Origin of the sequence: Bavariicoccus seileri WCC 4188 (assembly GCF_000421665.1) — a bacterium.
In the GTDB taxonomy this organism is placed as follows: Bacteria; Bacillota; Bacilli; order Lactobacillales; family Aerococcaceae; genus Bavariicoccus; species Bavariicoccus seileri.
In genome coordinates, this window is record NZ_ATXL01000048.1 from 1 (window position 1) to 16132 (window position 16132).

The window sequence follows — 16132 nt, forward strand, 5'->3', positions numbered from 1 at the left end:
TGGGAAGCAGATACAGTTGCAGGTCAAACTGGTAAAGCGTGCTTAGTAACGCTAGTTGATAGAAAATCTAGGTTATTACTAATCGGTAAATCTGAGAATAAAGCTTCTAAGCCGGTAGTTGACCAAATGATTAAATTACTACAAGGTATTGATTCTAATTTTTGTAAAACCATTACACCTGACCGTGGTAAAGAATTCAGTCAACACGCCCGATTGACTGAGGAATTAAATAATACGCAAATTTATTTTCCAGATCCTCATGCCCCTTGGCAAAGAGGATCTAATGAGAATACAAATGGACTCCTTAGAGAGTACTCACCGAAAAGTGTTGATTTGACAGATGCAACTGATGAAGAGATACAAGGTTGGGCAACGAAATTAAATACACGTCCCAAAAAATGTTTGAATTGGAAAACACCTTATGAAATCTTTTATAAAACTGTGTTACACTTAATTTGACAATTTAAGGTATTAAAAAAAACACTCTGAATATTTCAGAGTGTTGAACTGGGTACAAAATACTGTTGTAGTTCTTTATCTTTAAAATACTGGGCATTTTTTAAAATGCTGAACAAAATGCTGAGTGAGAGTTAAAAATGATGTTATATCAGCACTTTTTAAAGCTATTAAAGCAAAAGTATGTCGCCTAAGGGAATCGAACCCCTATCTCAAGAACCGGAATCTTACGTGATATCCATTACACTAAGGCGACAAACACTATACTATTATAGAAAAAAATAAGATGATTAGCAATAAAATATCATCAAAATGAAGGAAAATAAAGTCTATTCTAATCACTTTCACACGAAAAGAATAGATGTGGGTCAAAATAAGACCCATAGAACTTTTTTTGCTCTTATTTCTTGCAAATGATTGTGAAAATTGGTATATTAATACCGTAAGAGGGAGTTGGAAACACTAATTCTTGTGTTTTATGTCTCAAAAAGAGGCATAATCTGATGGGATGAAAAACGTCCCTATAGAAAAGGGAGTAGATAAACTCATGGATCAGTATCAGTTATCTCGGCTCCTAGGAGCTGATTTGTTAGAGGCACTGTTTCATCGTTTCCATCTGCTGAATTACTTGAAAGAACATGGTCCAATTGGGCGTCGTGGGTTGGCCCTTGAGCTGAGAACATCTGAACGTGCAATACGCGCAGAGGTAGAGGCTTTGAGAAATCAACAGCTTGTTGATTTTTCGAGAAAGGGCATCGTTGTATTAGACACCACTAAGGATTATCTAGCAAAGTCTAGCATAGACCAAATGGTGAAAAAGACAATGACTGATACTGAAAAGGCTGTTGCTGATCAATTGAGTGCAGCGTTTGTCAGAATTGTTCCCGGCGATGTAAAAGATATGAACTATCCACTTGAAGCTAGTAGTCAATTAGCACAAGTGTTAGATTGGATATTGCCGTTTGGTTTTAGTAAAATAGCAGTAACGGGGGGAACTACTCTGGCAAATGTGAGTAGTGGTCTTTCGGAGAAACTCGCACGAAACCGCGAATTGGATTTTATTCCAGCTCGAGGCGGGATCGGAAATTCAAATTTGATCCAGGCGAATACTATAGCTGAGCAAATGGCAGTACAGCTCAATGCTTTGCACCAATCACTTTTTGTTCCTGAACACGTTAGTCAAGAGACTTATGAGTCCTTGATTGAGGAACCGACTGTTAAGGCGGTTTTGAAGGAATTGAAAGAGGCGAAAGTCGTTTTATTCAGTATTGGTCAGGCCATACCAATGGCTTTAAGAAGAAACTTGTCTCAACAAGTAATGAGTGAGTTGAAAGAGGGACAAGTGGTAGGAGAGGCTTTTGGTATATTCTTCAATAGTTCGGGAGAGGCTGTCGTTAAGTTGCCACGGATAGGATTTCATTTATCTGATTTAGATAAGATAAAATATCCTATTGCTATTGTTAGTGGTCGGGAAAAAGTAGCCCCATTGGTTGCCTTTATGCATATGGTTCCTCATCATCATATGTGGCTCGTAATAGATGAGGAAATTGCTAATCAGATTTTACAGGGGAAACCCCTATAAAATAAAAATTTTCCTAAGGAGGAAATCGGAATATGACAGTTAAAGTTGGTATTAATGGTTTTGGCCGTATTGGTCGTTTGGCATTTAGACGTATCCAAGATGTAGATGGTATTGAAGTGGTGGCAATCAACGACCTTACTGATTCAAAACAATTAGCACATCTATTGAAATACGATACTACTCAAGGTCGTTTCAATGGTACTGTTGAAGTTCATGATGGATCTTTTAATGTCAATGGCAAAGAAGTAAAAGTTTATTCTCAACCAAACCCTGAAGAATTACCATGGGGTGAATTAGGGGTAGAAATCGTACTTGAATGTACTGGGTTCTTCACTTCTAAAGAAAAAGCAGAAAAACATTTAGCAGGCGGCGCAAAACGTGTTGTTATCTCAGCTCCAGGTGGAAATGACGTTCCAACTATCGTTTTCAACACTAACCATGATATCTTAAAAGGTGACGAAACAGTAATCTCTGGTGCTTCATGTACTACTAACTGTTTAGCTCCAATGGCTAAAGTATTGAACGACAAATTTGGAATCGTTGAAGGCTTGATGACAACTATTCATGCTTACACTGGTGACCAAAATACTTTGGATGCTCCTCACCGTAAAGGCGACTTACGTCGTGCACGTGCGGCAGCAGCTAACATCGTTCCTAATACAACAGGTGCTGCAAAAGCAATTGGTTTAGTTATTCCAGAATTAAACGGAAAATTAGACGGAGCAGCTCAACGTGTTCCAGTTCCAACTGGTTCATTAACTGAATTAGTTACAGTTCTTGACAAAGAAGTTTCAGTTGACGAAGTTAACGCAGCAATGAAAGAAGCTACTAACGAATCTTATGGTTACAACGAAGATTTGATCGTTTCTTCTGATATCGTTGGAATGAACTATGGTTCATTATTCGATGCAACTCAAACTAAAGTATTAGACGTTGCTGGCAAACAATTGGTTAAAACAGTTGCTTGGTACGATAACGAAATGTCTTATACTTCACAATTAGTACGCACATTAGAATACTTCGCTAAACTATAATCGCTTAAGTTTACGTGAATAACTATTCTTCAAGCGGGGGAGCTACGCGCTTCCCCCTTTTTTTATGAATTTTTAACAGGAGTTCGAGTGGTGTAGAATATATTTCTGCCGGATTCAATAATGATCGAGGAGGCAATAGTATGGCAAAAAAAATAGTAACAGATTTAGATGTAGCCAATAAAGTGGTTTTAGAACGTGCCGATTTTAATGTTCCTATCGCAGACGGGAAAATCACCAATGACAATCGTATCGTTGCAGCTTTACCAACTATTCAATGGTTGATCGACCATGATGCGAAAGTGGTATTATTCTCGCATTTAGGAAAGGTCAAAACCGAAGAAGATAAAGCTAAATTATCGCTTCGTCCAGTAGCGAAACGTTTATCAGAATTATTAAAGAAAGATGTAACCTTCGTTCCAGAAACTCGCGGAGCTTTGCTTGAAAAAACGATCAAAGATCTTAAACCTGGAGAAGTTGTTTTAGTTGAAAACACTCGTTTTGAAGATTTAGATGGTAAAAAAGAATCTAAAAATGATCCAGAATTAGGAAAGTACTGGGCTAGCTTAGGCGACTTGTTCGTCAATGATGCCTTTGGTACAGCACACCGCTCTCATGCGTCTAATGTTGGGATTGCTTCTAACTTAGAATCAGCGGCTGGATTTTTGATGGAAAAAGAAATCAAGTTCTTAGGCTCAGCTGTTGATCATCCTAAACGTCCATTTATTGCGATTTTGGGTGGGGCAAAAGTGTCTGACAAGATCAATGTGATCGAAAGTCTCCTTAAAAAAGCTGATAAAGTGATTATCGGTGGTGGGATGGCCTATACTTTCTTGAAAGCTCAAGGGAAAGAAACTGGGAACTCATTACTTGAAGCTGATAAAGTGCCTTTAGCAAAACAATTACTTGAAACTGCTGGTGACAAAATCGTGTTACCAACTGATGTTGTGATTGCTGATCATTTTGCAAACGATGCTGAAGCTAAGATCGTCAGTGTTGATGATATTCCAGCTGATTGGGAAGGCTTAGACTGCGGCCCTGCTTCAATAGAAGAATTTAAAAAAGTCTTGGAGGGTGCTAAAACAGTTGTATGGAATGGCCCTATGGGAGTATTTGAATTCCCTAACTTTGCTAAGGGTACAATTGGTGTTTGCCAAGCAATCGCTGAATTACCTGATGCAACAACGATCATTGGTGGTGGCGATTCTGCTGCAGCAGCTATTCAATTAGGCTTTGAAGATAAATTCAGTCACATTTCGACTGGTGGCGGAGCTTCATTAGAGTATCTTGAAGGTAAAGCATTACCAGGTATCGAAAGTATTTCAGATAAGTAAACAGTTTTTTAGGAGGACAATTCATGAGAAAACCAATTATTGCAGGTAACTGGAAATTAAATAAGACGGTTAGTGAAGCACGTGACTTTGTATTAGCCGTTAAAGATAAAATCCCAAGTGAAGACTTAGTAGATTCTGTAGTTGGTGCTCCAGCATTAGATTTATTCTCTGTTGTTGAAGCTAGTAAGGGTTCTGTCTTAAAATCAGCAGCACAAAATTGCTATTTCGAAAATTCGGGTGCATTTACAGGTGAAACAAGCCCTGAAGCATTAGCAGATCTTGGCGTTGACTATGTGATTATCGGACACTCTGAAAGACGTGAGTATTTCCACGAAACAGATGAAGATATCAACAAAAAAGCGAAAGCTATTTTTGCAAACAACTTGATTCCAATCATTTGTTGTGGTGAAACACTTGAACAACGTGAAGCTGGAGAAACAGAAAGCTGGATCAAAGGTCAAATCACTAATGCACTAGAAGGTTTGACGGAAGATCAAATCGCAAAATCCGTATTAGCTTATGAACCTATTTGGGCAATTGGTACTGGTAAATCTTCTTCTGCTGATTTAGCAGATGAAACGTGTGGTGTGATCAGAGCGACAGTTTCTGACTTAACTTCAAAAGAAGTAGCTGACAAAGTTCGTATCCAATACGGTGGTTCTGTAAAACCAAACAATATTGCTGAATATATGGCAAAAGAAAACATCGATGGCGCTTTAGTTGGTGGAGCTAGTTTACAACCAGACTCATTCTTAGCGTTATTGGAGGCAGTAAAATAATGGCAAAAGCACCAGTAGCAATCATTATCCTTGACGGCTTTGGGTGGAAACCTGATCACGTCGAAGCCAATGCGGTGGCTCAAGCTAAAAAACCAAATTTTGACCGTTATTACAAAGAATTTCCACATACGACTCTGAAAGCAGCGGGTCTTGATGTTGGATTGCCTGCTGGACAAATGGGTAATTCAGAAGTTGGACATACCAACATTGGTGCAGGCCGTATCGTCTACCAATCATTGACTCGAATCGACAAGTCGATACAAGATGGCGATTTCTTTGATAATAAAGAATTGAATGAAGCTTGTGACCATGCATTGAAAAATGATTCTGCCTTGCACCTGATGGGACTCCTATCAGATGGCGGTGTTCATAGTCATATTAATCATTTATTGGCGCTTGTCGATTTTGCAAAAAGCAAAGGGATCAAAAAACTCTACATTCATCCGTTTATGGATGGACGCGATGTTGACCCTCATGCAGGTCCAGAATATATCAAAACAGTGGCTCAAAAGTTAACTGAAGCAGGCGTAGGTGAAATAGCTACCGTTAGTGGTCGTTACTATGCCATGGATCGGGATAAACGATGGGATAGAGTGAAACTGGCTTATGATGCGCTTGTTCATGGCGAAGGTCCTAAGTTTGAAGATCCTGAAGAAGTAGTCTTAAATAGCTACGCTGATGGCACAACGGATGAATTTATAGTGCCATCTGTCATCGAAAAAAACGGTAAGCCTGTTGGAACAATCAATTCGAATGATGCGATTATTTTCTTCAACTTCCGTCCAGATCGGGCAATTCAATTGGCTAAAGCTTTGACTGCAAAAAGCTGGGATGAATTTGACCGAGGAGAAACACTTGATAATCTCAAGATGGTCACTTTAACATTATACAATCCTGAAGTTTTAGCAGATGTAGCTTTCAAACCAATCCCAATGAAAAATGTGGTAGGTGAAGTATTAGCGACGCATGGTTTAAAACAACTAAGAATTGCCGAAACTGAAAAGTACCCACATGTCACATTCTTTATGAACGGTGGTCGTAATGAAGAATTTGAGGGTGAAAATCGAATCTTGATTCCATCTCCAAAAGTTGCAACCTATGATTTAAAACCAGAAATGTCTGCTTACGAAGTTGGAGATGCATTAGTTCAATCGATCCAAAACGATGAGAACGATGCAATTATCCTAAACTTTGCCAATCCAGATATGGTTGGCCACTCTGGAATGCTTGAACCCACTATAAAAGCAATTGAAGCAGTAGATGAAAATCTTGGAAAAGTTGTTGATGCGATTTTAGCTAAGGGTGGTTCAGCTATTATCTTCGCAGACCATGGTAATTCAGAAACCATGGCAAATCCTGATGGCTCTCCACATACTGCTCATACAACTGTACCTGTGCCTTGTATAGTAACTAAAAAAGGTGTCACATTAAGAAACGATGGACGATTAGCTGATATTGCTCCAACAATGCTTGATCTTCTTCACGTTCCTCAACCTGAGGAAATGACAGGTCGGTCGTTAATCAATAAGGACTAAGAGCTTTTTGGCCGTTAACTGAGAATTTGCTTAAAAATTGCGTTGTGATAACGTTTCAAACATGATTTAGCATTGCATTTTTAAGCAGTATTCAATACTATTTAAATGTAGGAAAAAACAAATCAAAGGAGAATGACAATTATGCCATTTATTACAGATATTTTAGCTCGCGAAGTCTTAGACTCACGTGGTAACCCAACAGTCGAAGTTGAAGTTTATACAGAAAGTGGTGCTTTCGGACGCGGAATCGTTCCTTCTGGAGCATCTACTGGTGAACACGAAGCAATCGAATTACGTGATGGCGACAAAAGCCGTTACGGTGGCAAAGGCGTTACTAAAGCTGTTGACAACGTCAACAATATCATTGCAGAAGCATTGATCGGATTTGATGTTCGTGAACAAATGGCAATCGATAAATTAATGATCGAACTTGATGGAACTCCTAACAAAGCAAAATTAGGTGCTAATGCTATTCTTGGTGTTTCAATCGCCGTTGCTCAAGCAGCTGCAAACTATATTGATATTCCTTTATATCAATATCTTGGTGGCTTCAATACAAAAGTATTACCAACTCCGATGATGAACATTATCAATGGTGGTTCACATGCTGATAACAGCGTTGACTTCCAAGAATTCATGATCATGCCAGTTGGCGCACCAACATTTAAAGAAGCTTTGAGAATGGGTGCTGAAATCTTCCACGCATTGAAGGGTATTTTGAAATCAAAAGGATATTCTACAGCTGTTGGTGATGAAGGTGGATTTGCTCCTAACTTGAAGTCTAACGAAGAAGGTTTTGAAGTTATCATCGAAGCTATCGAAGCTGCTGGTTACAAACCAGGAGAAGATGTTAAACTAGCTATGGATGCTGCTTCTTCAGAATTTTACGATAAAGAACGTAAAGTTTATGTTTTAGCTGATTCAGGCGAAGGCGAAAAAACTGATGAAGAATTGATCGAATTCTACGAAAAATTAGTAGAAAAATACCCAATCATCTCTATCGAAGATGGCTTGGACGAAAACGATTGGGAAGGTTTCAAGAAATTAACAGAACGCCTTGGCGACCGTGTTCAATTAGTAGGTGACGACTTGTTTGTAACTAACACTGGAAAACTTGAAAAAGGGATTGAATTAGGTGTTGCTAACTCAATCTTGATCAAAGTGAACCAAATCGGTACTTTAACTGAAACATTCGATGCTATCGAAATGGCTAAACGTGCTGGTTACACTGCTGTAGTATCTCACCGTTCTGGTGAAACAGAAGATGCAACTATTGCGGATATCGCAGTTGCAACTAACGCTGGACAAATTAAGACTGGATCTCTATCACGTACTGACCGTATTGCAAAATACAACCAATTGTTACGTATTGAAGATCAACTTGGTGATGTCGCTCGTTACGATGGTATAAAATCATTCTACAACTTAAACAACAAATAAGCTGTTGAAGTCTTCAACAACTAGTGTTAGAGAGTCGGATTTTCCGACTCTCTTTTTTTTTATCCCATTTACCCGAAACTGATGATGAGACAATATGCGTATTATCAGTTATAATTGAATAAGCTATAAAAAGGTTAGTGAATTGCATTAAACAGAGGAGTGAGCAGATGAAATATTTAGTAACAGGTGCAACGGGTAGTTTTGCAGGGTATGCGATTAAAGAGTTGTGTGAATTGGTAGGTGCGAGTCAAATAGTGGGGACTGTTCGATCTCTTGATAAAGCTCACAAGTTAAAAGAATTAGGGATTGAGTTACGGCAAGCGGATTATTTTGATTTAGAGTCATTAATCGAGGCCTTTAAAGGTATCGATCGGGTCTTGTTCATTTCATCCGGTAGTTTAGAAAGACGGACGGAGCAGCACAAAAATGTTGTGACAGCTTTGAAGAAATCTGGAGTTGAATTTGTTGCTTATACCAGTTTTCCAAATGCAGAACAGTCTAAGTCTTCCCTTGCCAGTGATCATCGTCAGACGGAACATTTTATTTCAGACGCCAAATTGGACCATGCCTTTTTGCGGAATAATTGGTATTTAGAAAATGAAACAAGCACTATTTTGGGCGCTGCTAACCAACAACCAATCTATTATTCTTCTGCCGAAGGACTGGCAGGATGGGCGCTGAAAGAAGATTATGCCAAAGCTGCGGCAAGGGTGTTAGCACAAATCAAAGGTCAAAAAGCTGTTTATGAGTTTGGTGGGCCATTAATCACTTATGGTGATCTAGCAGGTTTAATTAACCAAGTGGTTTCAAAACCAGTTGCAGTCAATGCGGTGACAGATGAAGGCTTAAGAGAGCATTTAAAAACCACCCCTATCCCTGAAGCAGCCATTGACTTTGTTATTGCTGGTCAAGACTTTATTAAAGAGGGAGACTTAGCGGTTTCTAGTGAAGATCTTTCAGCAGTATTAGGAAGACCTGTTACTCCTTTGACTAAGGGGATTGAAGCTTTGCTGGAAGGAAAATAACTTTTCTTTGGGATCATTGACCTGCTATGGTGGCCAAAAGTATCGGTGTTTAGGGTGATGCTCAATCATTTTTTATTAAAAATGTCAGACAAGATGCAAAAATATCACAGAAATAGTGGAAATTTCTGCGGTTTTAAGTCATAATAGTAGGGTATGCTTAAGTATATTTGTATGCTTGTCGCCTGTTTAGAATTGTCACTCAAACTCAGTGTGTTACTTTCTTTTCTAAACGATGGCAGAAAGATAATTTAATGACTAAGTGTCATACAGTATTCCATGCTTAAGCAAGCAATGATTGAAGTATCCAAGGAGGAAGTTTAGTAATGGGATTAAAAGCAGAATTGCGAGAAAAAACAGGGTCTGGTGCAAGTACACGTGACCGTAATGAAGGTCGCTTACCAGCCGTAATCTACGGACATGGTGCAGAACCTCAAAATGTAACACTTGATAGTTTAGAAGTTGGATTATTGATCCGTGATCAAGGTGAAAATGCTGTATTTGATGTTGACGTTAATGGCAAGAAACAACAAGTATTGTTGAAGGGAATCCAACGTTCAGCAATCAAACGTCAATTATTATCAGTTGACTTACAAACAATTATCGCCGGTGAAAAAATTACCGTCAATATTCCAGTTGTTCTTGAAGATGGCCCAAGCCGTACTTTAGGGACTGTTGAACAACATTTATCAGAAGTTGAAGTTAAAACAACTCCAAATAACATTCCTTCTGAATTTGTGCTTGACACGTCGAGCCTTGAAATAGGTGATAACTTAACAGTAGCTGACTTAACTATTCCTGCAGATATCGAAGTTGTGACAGATCCTACTTATACTGTAGCATCAGTTGCGGCTCCACAAGCTGAAGAGGAAGAAGAAACAACTGCTGGAGACGAAGTTAGTGAACCAGAAGTTATTGGGGAAGCTGACGAAGAAGAATAATTCTTCAGAATATAGGAGGCTAGCTGATGTATGATATCGCACTTGCCTTTCTGATTGTTGTGTCAGTGCTTTTGATCATCGTCGTAGCGGCACAACCATCCAAAACCAACGCGGCAAGCTCATTATCTGGGGGAGCTGAACAACTTTTTGGAAAACAAAAAGCTCGTGGTTTTGAGGCGTTTTTAATTCGGTTGACTATTATTTTAGGCACGGTATTTGTCGTATTAACGATCGTCTTAGAATATTTGATCAATCATTAAACAGATTTTTTGAAACAGTCTAAGTTATATGACGTATTTTTGAATCTTTCAGTGCAAAAGGACCCTATTAGATTACCACTAATAGGGTCCAAGCCTCAAAGAATAAAAATGCTCTATAGCTTGGCTGTTTTTTTTCTTATTCAGGTATAAACCATAACTTATGCCATTGTTTACTCATGTAAGGGTATCTAAATCTTGATTTCTTTTATTTATGGCAACAAATCAGTTAAAATGAAGGTAAGACAATGACTTAAAGGAGATTAGACGTTTGAGAACGGACGAAGACCAGTTTTTAGAAGGTAATCATAAGATAGCAATCATCTTGATTCATGCTTTTACGGGAAATCCAACCTACATGCATCCATTAGCTTTAAAGCTTAATCGTGTAGGTTATAGTGTCTATTTACCCTGTTTAACCGGCCATGGAACGAAAGATCCCATGGATTGCTTGAGACCAGATCCTAATCAGTGGCGCGAGGATGTCACGACTGCCTATGAAAAGATGGTCGCTGATGGCTATGAGAAAATTGTCATAATGGGGCTCTCTTTGGGAGGATTGCTGGCAACAGATGCCTGTGAACGACTAGCAGTTTTTGCGGGGGGCAGTTTTGCAGGACCAATTGCTCATGTTGACAACGAAAAAAGCAAGTTGATGAATGAGTTTAAGACATATGTGTCTCGTTTGGGCCATGATCCAATTGAGCCAGAAGTGATAACTGGTCAATTTAATCGGATTAAAGCTCTAACGACAGAGGTAGAACAAAACTTGTCGAAAATCACAGCGCCTTTCTTGGTGGTACAAGGTGGTAAAGATGAGATTGTAGATCCACGAGTGGCAGAAAAAGCTGAAACATTATTAGTGAATACTTCTGTCAAAACGTTGTGGTACCCTAATAGTCCACATGTATTGACCTTTGGACCAGATCGACATACATTTGAGCAAGATTTGGTTGATTATCTAAATTCCCTATAAAAGCAAATAATACTTAAAATTGTTATGATAGTAGTGTTGTGTTAGTAGTGTTGTGTTAGTAGTGTTGTATTATTAAAGAAGAAAACTATCAGTTAAAACGTTTATTACTAGAAGTGACCTGCATTTTTAAAATGCACCACATAGGATTTAAGGAGGTGGGTAAGTGTCACAATCATTTATTCCAAAAATTAGAGCATTTTTTAAGAACGATCAGAAAGCATATAATGTCAGAGATTTATCCCAAAACTTTGAGGCACACTCAGCAGATGACTTTAAACAACTCGTCAAGGATTTAGCAACGTTGGAAAAATCTGGCGAAATCACGATTACAGATCAAGGAGAATTTGCCAGTACGACTCACCATCGTCCTGATGAAATTGTTGGCTCATTTTCAAGACATGAAAAAGGGTTTGGATTTGTTAGCTTGCCAGATGAAGAAGCACAAGACGTTTATATCGATAAACGAGACACTTTTGCTGCTTTAGATGGTGATACTGTAGCAATCAAAATTACACGGCAAGCACGTCCCGGACAAACTAAGGGACCAGAAGGTAAAATTACTCGAGTAGTGCGCCATGGTGTTACACAATTAGTGGGCACATTCACCTTATTTTCGCCAGATGACCGCATTTCAGACGATTATATTGGTTATATCGTCCCTCAAGATAAACATTTAGCACCCTTCAAGTGTTTAATCACCGATAGCGGTTTGAAACCAGTAACAGGAACTGTCGTTTTAGTTGAGATAACAGAGTATCCAACCCGACAACATCCTGCACAATTGGTCGGGATTGTTAAAGAAGAAATAGGGTATAAAGATGCACCAGGAGTCGATATTCTGAGTATCTTGGTTGAGCTAGGCATACCAGACGAATTTCCAGAAGAAGTCATTACTGATGCCAAAAAAGTTCCAGATACGATCCATCCCGATGAATTATCTGGAAGGATTGATCTTAGAGATCAATTAACAATCACAATCGATGGCGCGGATGCCAAAGATTTGGATGATGCCATCAGCTTCAAACAGTTAGATAATGGTCATTATAAACTAGGCGTCTATATCGCAGATGTTTCTTACTATGTGACAGAGGGGTCTCCGCTTGATCAAGAAGCTTATGAACGGGGCACGAGTGTTTATGTCACCGATCGGGTCGTACCAATGTTGCCACAACGTCTTTCTAATGGGATTTGTTCGTTACATCCACATGTGGACCGTCTAGCGATGGGGTGTGAGATGGAATTTGATGAGAATGGCGACCAAGTATCTTATAAGATATTTCCAACTGTCATCAATTCTGATTATCGGATGACTTATGATGAGGTAAATCTGATTTTTAGTCATGATCCTGATACATTAGCTAAATACCAAGGCTTATTACCGTGGTACGAAAGTATGAAAGGATTACACGAAATCTTGAGCCGCCATCGGGAAAATCGTGGCGCTATCGATTTTGAAACGACTGAAGCTGTCATCAAGTTAGACGATGATGGACATCCTATCGAAATCACTGCTAGAGAACGAGGCGAAGCAGAGAAGATGATTGAGTCCTTCATGTTAGCCGCAAATGAAACAGTTGCACGGCATTTCAAAGATCTAGAAGTTCCTTTCCTTTATCGTATCCATGAGCAACCAAGTAATGATCGTATTTTACGGTTTATGGAATTTATCAGGGCTTTTGGGCAATCTATCGAATTAGATGGCACATCAGTCCGACCAGAAGCCTTACAAGCACTGTTGAAGCGAATCAAGGGTGAGCCTTTTGAACCACTGGTGTCGATCATGATGCTTCGTTCTATGCAACAAGCCAAGTATTCGACGGAACCGCTTGGTCACTTTGGATTGGCAAGTCCAGACTATACCCATTTCACATCGCCTATCAGACGGTATCCTGATTTGATTGTTCACCGTATGATTCGGTTCTATGAGCAACATGGGACTGAGTTGAATGACCAAGAAGAACACCGTTTAGAAAGTCAGTTGGGTGACATTGCGGAACACTCGTCGCTAATGGAACGTAAAGCTGTTCAAGCTGAACGGGATACGGATCAATTGAAGAAAGCCGAATATATGGCTGGACATGTTGGTGAAGTATTCCCTGGTGTTATCAGTTCAGTCTTGAAGTTTGGTTTGTTTGTCGAATTACCAAATACTGTAGAGGGCTTAGTTCATATTTCAACCATGAATGATGACTACTATAATTATATTGATAGCCATATGACATTAGTGGGTGAAAGAACGGGCAAATCCTTTAAGATTGGAGATCCGATTACGGTTCGCGTGAGTCGTGCAGATATTGAGTCCCGCGAAATAGACTTCGAATTAGTGTTGCCAAAGGGGCAAGAAAAGGGATCGGCTAATCACGGCCAATCAACTGATAAATCGAGTCAATTAGGACATAAAGGACAATCAGGACAATCAGGACAATCAGGAAAGAATGCTTATCCTAGTAATCACCGAAACAACAAGAAACAGGGTAAAGGGAAGAATAGTTTTTCTGACAACCGAAAAAAAGGAAAACAATCAAAGAAAAAGAAATCATATCAAAAGAGGCAAGGGAGACGGTAGCCTATGCCAAAGGGAAAAGAGTCTAAAGTATTAGCACAAAATCGTAAAGCTAGTCATGATTACTTTATTTTAGAAACGATTGAGGCCGGCATGCAACTTTACGGCACCGAGATTAAATCGGTCAGAAAGGCCAAAATCAATCTGAAAGATGGCTATATTAGCATCCGTAATGGAGAAGCTTGGCTAAAAAATGTTCATATCAGCCCATTTGAACAAGGTAATATCTTTAATCATGATCCGTTACGTGATCGCAAGCTGTTACTACACAAAAAACAGATCATCAAATTGAATCAAGAAATCCAACAATCAGGTTTAACCGTTGTTCCATTAAAAGTCTACATCAAAGACGGCTTTGCTAAAGTTCTAATCGGATTAGCTAAAGGTAAGAAAAACTATGACAAACGTCAAAGTTTAAGGGACAAAGCCCAAAAGAGAGATATTGATCGCGAAATGAAGCAGTTTTGAGGACTAAAATGGCTGATTGCTGACCTGACCACTTACATCATTTTATAGGAGGAATTTGTCAATGACGAAAAACGGAGTAACTTTATACTTTATGAGGCATGGGCAAACATATTTTAATATGTTAGAGCGTATGCAAGGTTGGTCTGATACACCCCTGACTGATAAAGGAAGGATCGACGTTTTAAGAAGCGGATATGGCCTGAAAGATATCAAGTTTGATGCCGTTTATACCAGCGACCTGAGACGGACAGTTGAAACTGCCCAACTCGCACTCAAGTATAATGATTACAACGATGGTCATCAGACCATCCATATGATGCCTGAGTTCCGCGAAGTCTTTTTTGGGACATTTGAAGGCCTCTTTGGTAAGGAAGTTTGGCATAAAGTTAGAGAAGTTGGCTATGAAGGAAAACCGTTTGACAGAGGCAGTAAAGATGTTGTCTTGAAAGAGTTGAATGCCTTTAAGATTGCGGATGAGAATCATTTGGCTGAAAACTTCAATGAGTTTTGGTCACGGGTTGAAAGAGGTTTAATCACCGTATTAAAGAGACATCGTGAAACTAATCAAAATATCTTGATTGTGAGTCATGGGATGACCATCAGAAACATCATGCATGAATTGATTCCTGATTTTTCACTTGAAACACCAATCGAAAATGCTGCGGTCACTGTGACAGATTATTATGATGGCAAATTTCATTTAAAAGCCTTGAATCAAACTAGCCATTTTGCAGATAATGCTAATGTTTCTGATGATCCGTTTGATGAATTAGACATTGCAATGTATCAATAAAAACACCACTCACTAAGAGTGTGCTGTTGACAGTATTAACGCATTGGAGTTGGACTAGGGGGAATGTCTTATGTCAATGACTGCTATTGCGATTCGTTTGATCGTTGCGGCTTTTGTCTCTAGTTTGATCGGTTTTGATCGTGAGTACAAGAATAGACCAGCGGGAATTCGGACGCACATCTTGGTATGTGTTGGTGCAGCTATCATCACATTAATCCAAGAGCATTTGTTTTACGATTCATTAGCCATGATTGAAAGTAATCCCGATTTGGCACCAAGTGTCACGGTTGATCAGGGGCGTATTATTGCCCAGATCGTCAGTGGCATCGGCTTTTTAGGTGCAGGGACGATTATCGTGAGTAATCGAGAAATCAATGGGTTGACCACAGCAGCTTCTTTATGGGCAGTTGCAGCCTTGGGCATAGCAATCGGTCAAGGCTATTATGATATTGCGTTGATGGGAACGGTCATTATTCTTATTGTATTGACATTGATTAAACGTGTTGTCCATATTCCTGTGATGCGAAAAATTGAGATCGAATACTATGAAAGAGAAGCAACGAGTGAGTTTATTGATGCTTATTTTAAAGACCATGATATCAAAATCCAATCAGTAGAGTTTAGTGCGACATACAGTAAAGAGCGAAATCTGTACCAAGGCATTTATACCATCGAAGTGCCAAAGGATCTTTCAATGGTAACGCTGAGCGAGGATATTGCTCGAAATGAGAGCGTGTCAAAAGTTAAATGGTTGGGCTATTGAGTTGGGCTATTGCATTGGGTTATTGCATTGGATTATTGCATTGGATTATTGAATGGATAAGGAGCCTGGTGCTTACAAGTCCTAGACTAATGAAGAGCGACTGTTGTTGTCGCTTTTTTTGTTGACCAAAAAGTGTTTTTTAACAAGTGTTAAAGGAGCTATTTATGAGAATAGTAGAGGCAATACTAGGTG

Annotated in this window: 15 protein-coding genes and 1 tRNA gene; 15 read left to right on the top strand and 1 reads right to left on the bottom strand. The window is 39.2% G+C overall.

Annotation, left to right across the window (positions count from 1 at the left end; all coding sequences use genetic code 11):
* A partial coding sequence (locus tag H541_RS0109035) for an IS30 family transposase (RefSeq protein WP_022796836.1) occupies positions 1 to 459 on the top strand: 459 nt, incomplete at its 5' end.
* A gap of 181 nt (positions 460 to 640) precedes the next feature.
* On the opposite strand, the gene H541_RS0109040 is transcribed toward H541_RS0109035, so the two are convergent.
* Positions 641 to 712: transfer RNA gene (locus H541_RS0109040), tRNA-Arg, on the bottom strand.
* Between the two features lie 291 nt (positions 713 to 1003).
* Between H541_RS0109040 and H541_RS0109045 the strand changes: the two genes are divergently transcribed.
* The 14 genes from H541_RS0109045 to H541_RS0109110 all read left to right on the top strand — a co-directional run bounded on the left by H541_RS0109045 (position 1004) and on the right by H541_RS0109110 (position 15940).
* Positions 1004 to 2038: a sugar-binding transcriptional regulator gene (locus H541_RS0109045; RefSeq protein WP_026501750.1), complete on the top strand. Its 1035-nt coding sequence runs from the start codon at positions 1004 to 1006 to the stop codon at positions 2036 to 2038.
* Positions 2039 to 2070: 32 nt separating this feature from the next.
* Complete coding sequence (gene gap, locus H541_RS0109050; RefSeq protein WP_022796996.1) at positions 2071 to 3072, top strand: type I glyceraldehyde-3-phosphate dehydrogenase; 1002 nt, start codon at positions 2071 to 2073, stop codon at positions 3070 to 3072.
* Between the two features lie 140 nt (positions 3073 to 3212).
* Positions 3213 to 4403, top strand: a complete 1191-nt coding sequence (locus H541_RS0109055; RefSeq protein ID WP_022796997.1) for a phosphoglycerate kinase — start codon at positions 3213 to 3215, stop codon at positions 4401 to 4403.
* Positions 4404 to 4426: 23 nt separating this feature from the next.
* Positions 4427 to 5182, top strand: coding sequence for a triose-phosphate isomerase (gene tpiA / locus H541_RS0109060; protein ID WP_022796998.1), 756 nt, complete (start codon positions 4427 to 4429; stop codon positions 5180 to 5182).
* Positions 5182 to 6717 carry a 2,3-bisphosphoglycerate-independent phosphoglycerate mutase gene (gene gpmI / locus H541_RS0109065; RefSeq protein ID WP_022796999.1) on the top strand — a complete coding sequence of 512 codons (1536 nt, stop codon included), beginning with the start codon at positions 5182 to 5184 and terminating at the stop codon, positions 6715 to 6717. The genes tpiA and gpmI overlap by 1 nt, the downstream gene beginning before the upstream one ends.
* A gap of 141 nt (positions 6718 to 6858) precedes the next feature.
* Positions 6859 to 8157, top strand: coding sequence for a phosphopyruvate hydratase (gene eno, locus H541_RS0109070; protein WP_022797000.1), 1299 nt, complete (start codon positions 6859 to 6861; stop codon positions 8155 to 8157).
* 167 nt (positions 8158 to 8324) lie between these two features.
* A complete protein-coding gene (locus H541_RS0109075; RefSeq protein ID WP_022797001.1) occupies positions 8325 to 9182 on the top strand; it encodes an NAD(P)H-binding protein in 858 nt (285 codons plus the stop codon).
* 323 nt (positions 9183 to 9505) lie between these two features.
* A complete protein-coding gene (locus tag H541_RS0109080; RefSeq protein ID WP_022797002.1) occupies positions 9506 to 10120 on the top strand; it encodes a 50S ribosomal protein L25 in 615 nt (204 codons plus the stop codon).
* A 26-nt stretch (positions 10121 to 10146) separates the two neighbouring features.
* Positions 10147 to 10380 (top strand): preprotein translocase subunit SecG, encoded by a 234-nt coding sequence (gene secG / locus H541_RS0109085; protein WP_022797003.1) that lies wholly within the window; start codon positions 10147 to 10149, stop codon positions 10378 to 10380.
* A 268-nt stretch (positions 10381 to 10648) separates the two neighbouring features.
* Complete coding sequence (locus H541_RS0109090; protein ID WP_022797004.1) at positions 10649 to 11353, top strand: alpha/beta hydrolase; 705 nt, start codon at positions 10649 to 10651, stop codon at positions 11351 to 11353.
* Positions 11354 to 11516: 163 nt separating this feature from the next.
* Positions 11517 to 13919: a ribonuclease R gene (rnr, locus tag H541_RS0109095; RefSeq protein WP_022797005.1), complete on the top strand. Its 2403-nt coding sequence runs from the start codon at positions 11517 to 11519 to the stop codon at positions 13917 to 13919.
* Between the two features lie 3 nt (positions 13920 to 13922).
* Positions 13923 to 14384 carry an SsrA-binding protein SmpB gene (smpB, locus tag H541_RS0109100; RefSeq protein WP_022797006.1) on the top strand — a complete coding sequence of 154 codons (462 nt, stop codon included), beginning with the start codon at positions 13923 to 13925 and terminating at the stop codon, positions 14382 to 14384.
* A gap of 61 nt (positions 14385 to 14445) precedes the next feature.
* Positions 14446 to 15177 (top strand): histidine phosphatase family protein, encoded by a 732-nt coding sequence (locus tag H541_RS12225; protein WP_022797007.1) that lies wholly within the window; start codon positions 14446 to 14448, stop codon positions 15175 to 15177.
* Positions 15178 to 15247: 70 nt separating this feature from the next.
* Positions 15248 to 15940, top strand: a complete 693-nt coding sequence (locus H541_RS0109110) for an MgtC/SapB family protein (RefSeq protein WP_022797008.1) — start codon at positions 15248 to 15250, stop codon at positions 15938 to 15940.
* Positions 15941 to 16132: the final 192 nt, after the last annotated feature.

Coding starts and splice junctions, on each gene's coding strand:
- H541_RS0109045 (WP_026501750.1), top strand. CDS start 1,004: ATGGATCAGTATCAGTTATCTCGGCTCCTAGGAGCTGATTTGTTAGAG.
- H541_RS0109110 (WP_022797008.1), top strand. CDS start 15,248: ATGTCAATGACTGCTATTGCGATTCGTTTGATCGTTGCGGCTTTTGTC.
- secG (WP_022797003.1), top strand. CDS start 10,147: ATGTATGATATCGCACTTGCCTTTCTGATTGTTGTGTCAGTGCTTTTG.
- H541_RS0109080 (WP_022797002.1), top strand. CDS start 9,506: ATGGGATTAAAAGCAGAATTGCGAGAAAAAACAGGGTCTGGTGCAAGT.
- tpiA (WP_022796998.1), top strand. CDS start 4,427: ATGAGAAAACCAATTATTGCAGGTAACTGGAAATTAAATAAGACGGTT.
- gpmI (WP_022796999.1), top strand. CDS start 5,182: ATGGCAAAAGCACCAGTAGCAATCATTATCCTTGACGGCTTTGGGTGG.
- smpB (WP_022797006.1), top strand. CDS start 13,923: ATGCCAAAGGGAAAAGAGTCTAAAGTATTAGCACAAAATCGTAAAGCT.
- eno (WP_022797000.1), top strand. CDS start 6,859: ATGCCATTTATTACAGATATTTTAGCTCGCGAAGTCTTAGACTCACGT.
- H541_RS0109075 (WP_022797001.1), top strand. CDS start 8,325: ATGAAATATTTAGTAACAGGTGCAACGGGTAGTTTTGCAGGGTATGCG.
- H541_RS12225 (WP_022797007.1), top strand. CDS start 14,446: ATGACGAAAAACGGAGTAACTTTATACTTTATGAGGCATGGGCAAACA.
- gap (WP_022796996.1), top strand. CDS start 2,071: ATGACAGTTAAAGTTGGTATTAATGGTTTTGGCCGTATTGGTCGTTTG.
- H541_RS0109055 (WP_022796997.1), top strand. CDS start 3,213: ATGGCAAAAAAAATAGTAACAGATTTAGATGTAGCCAATAAAGTGGTT.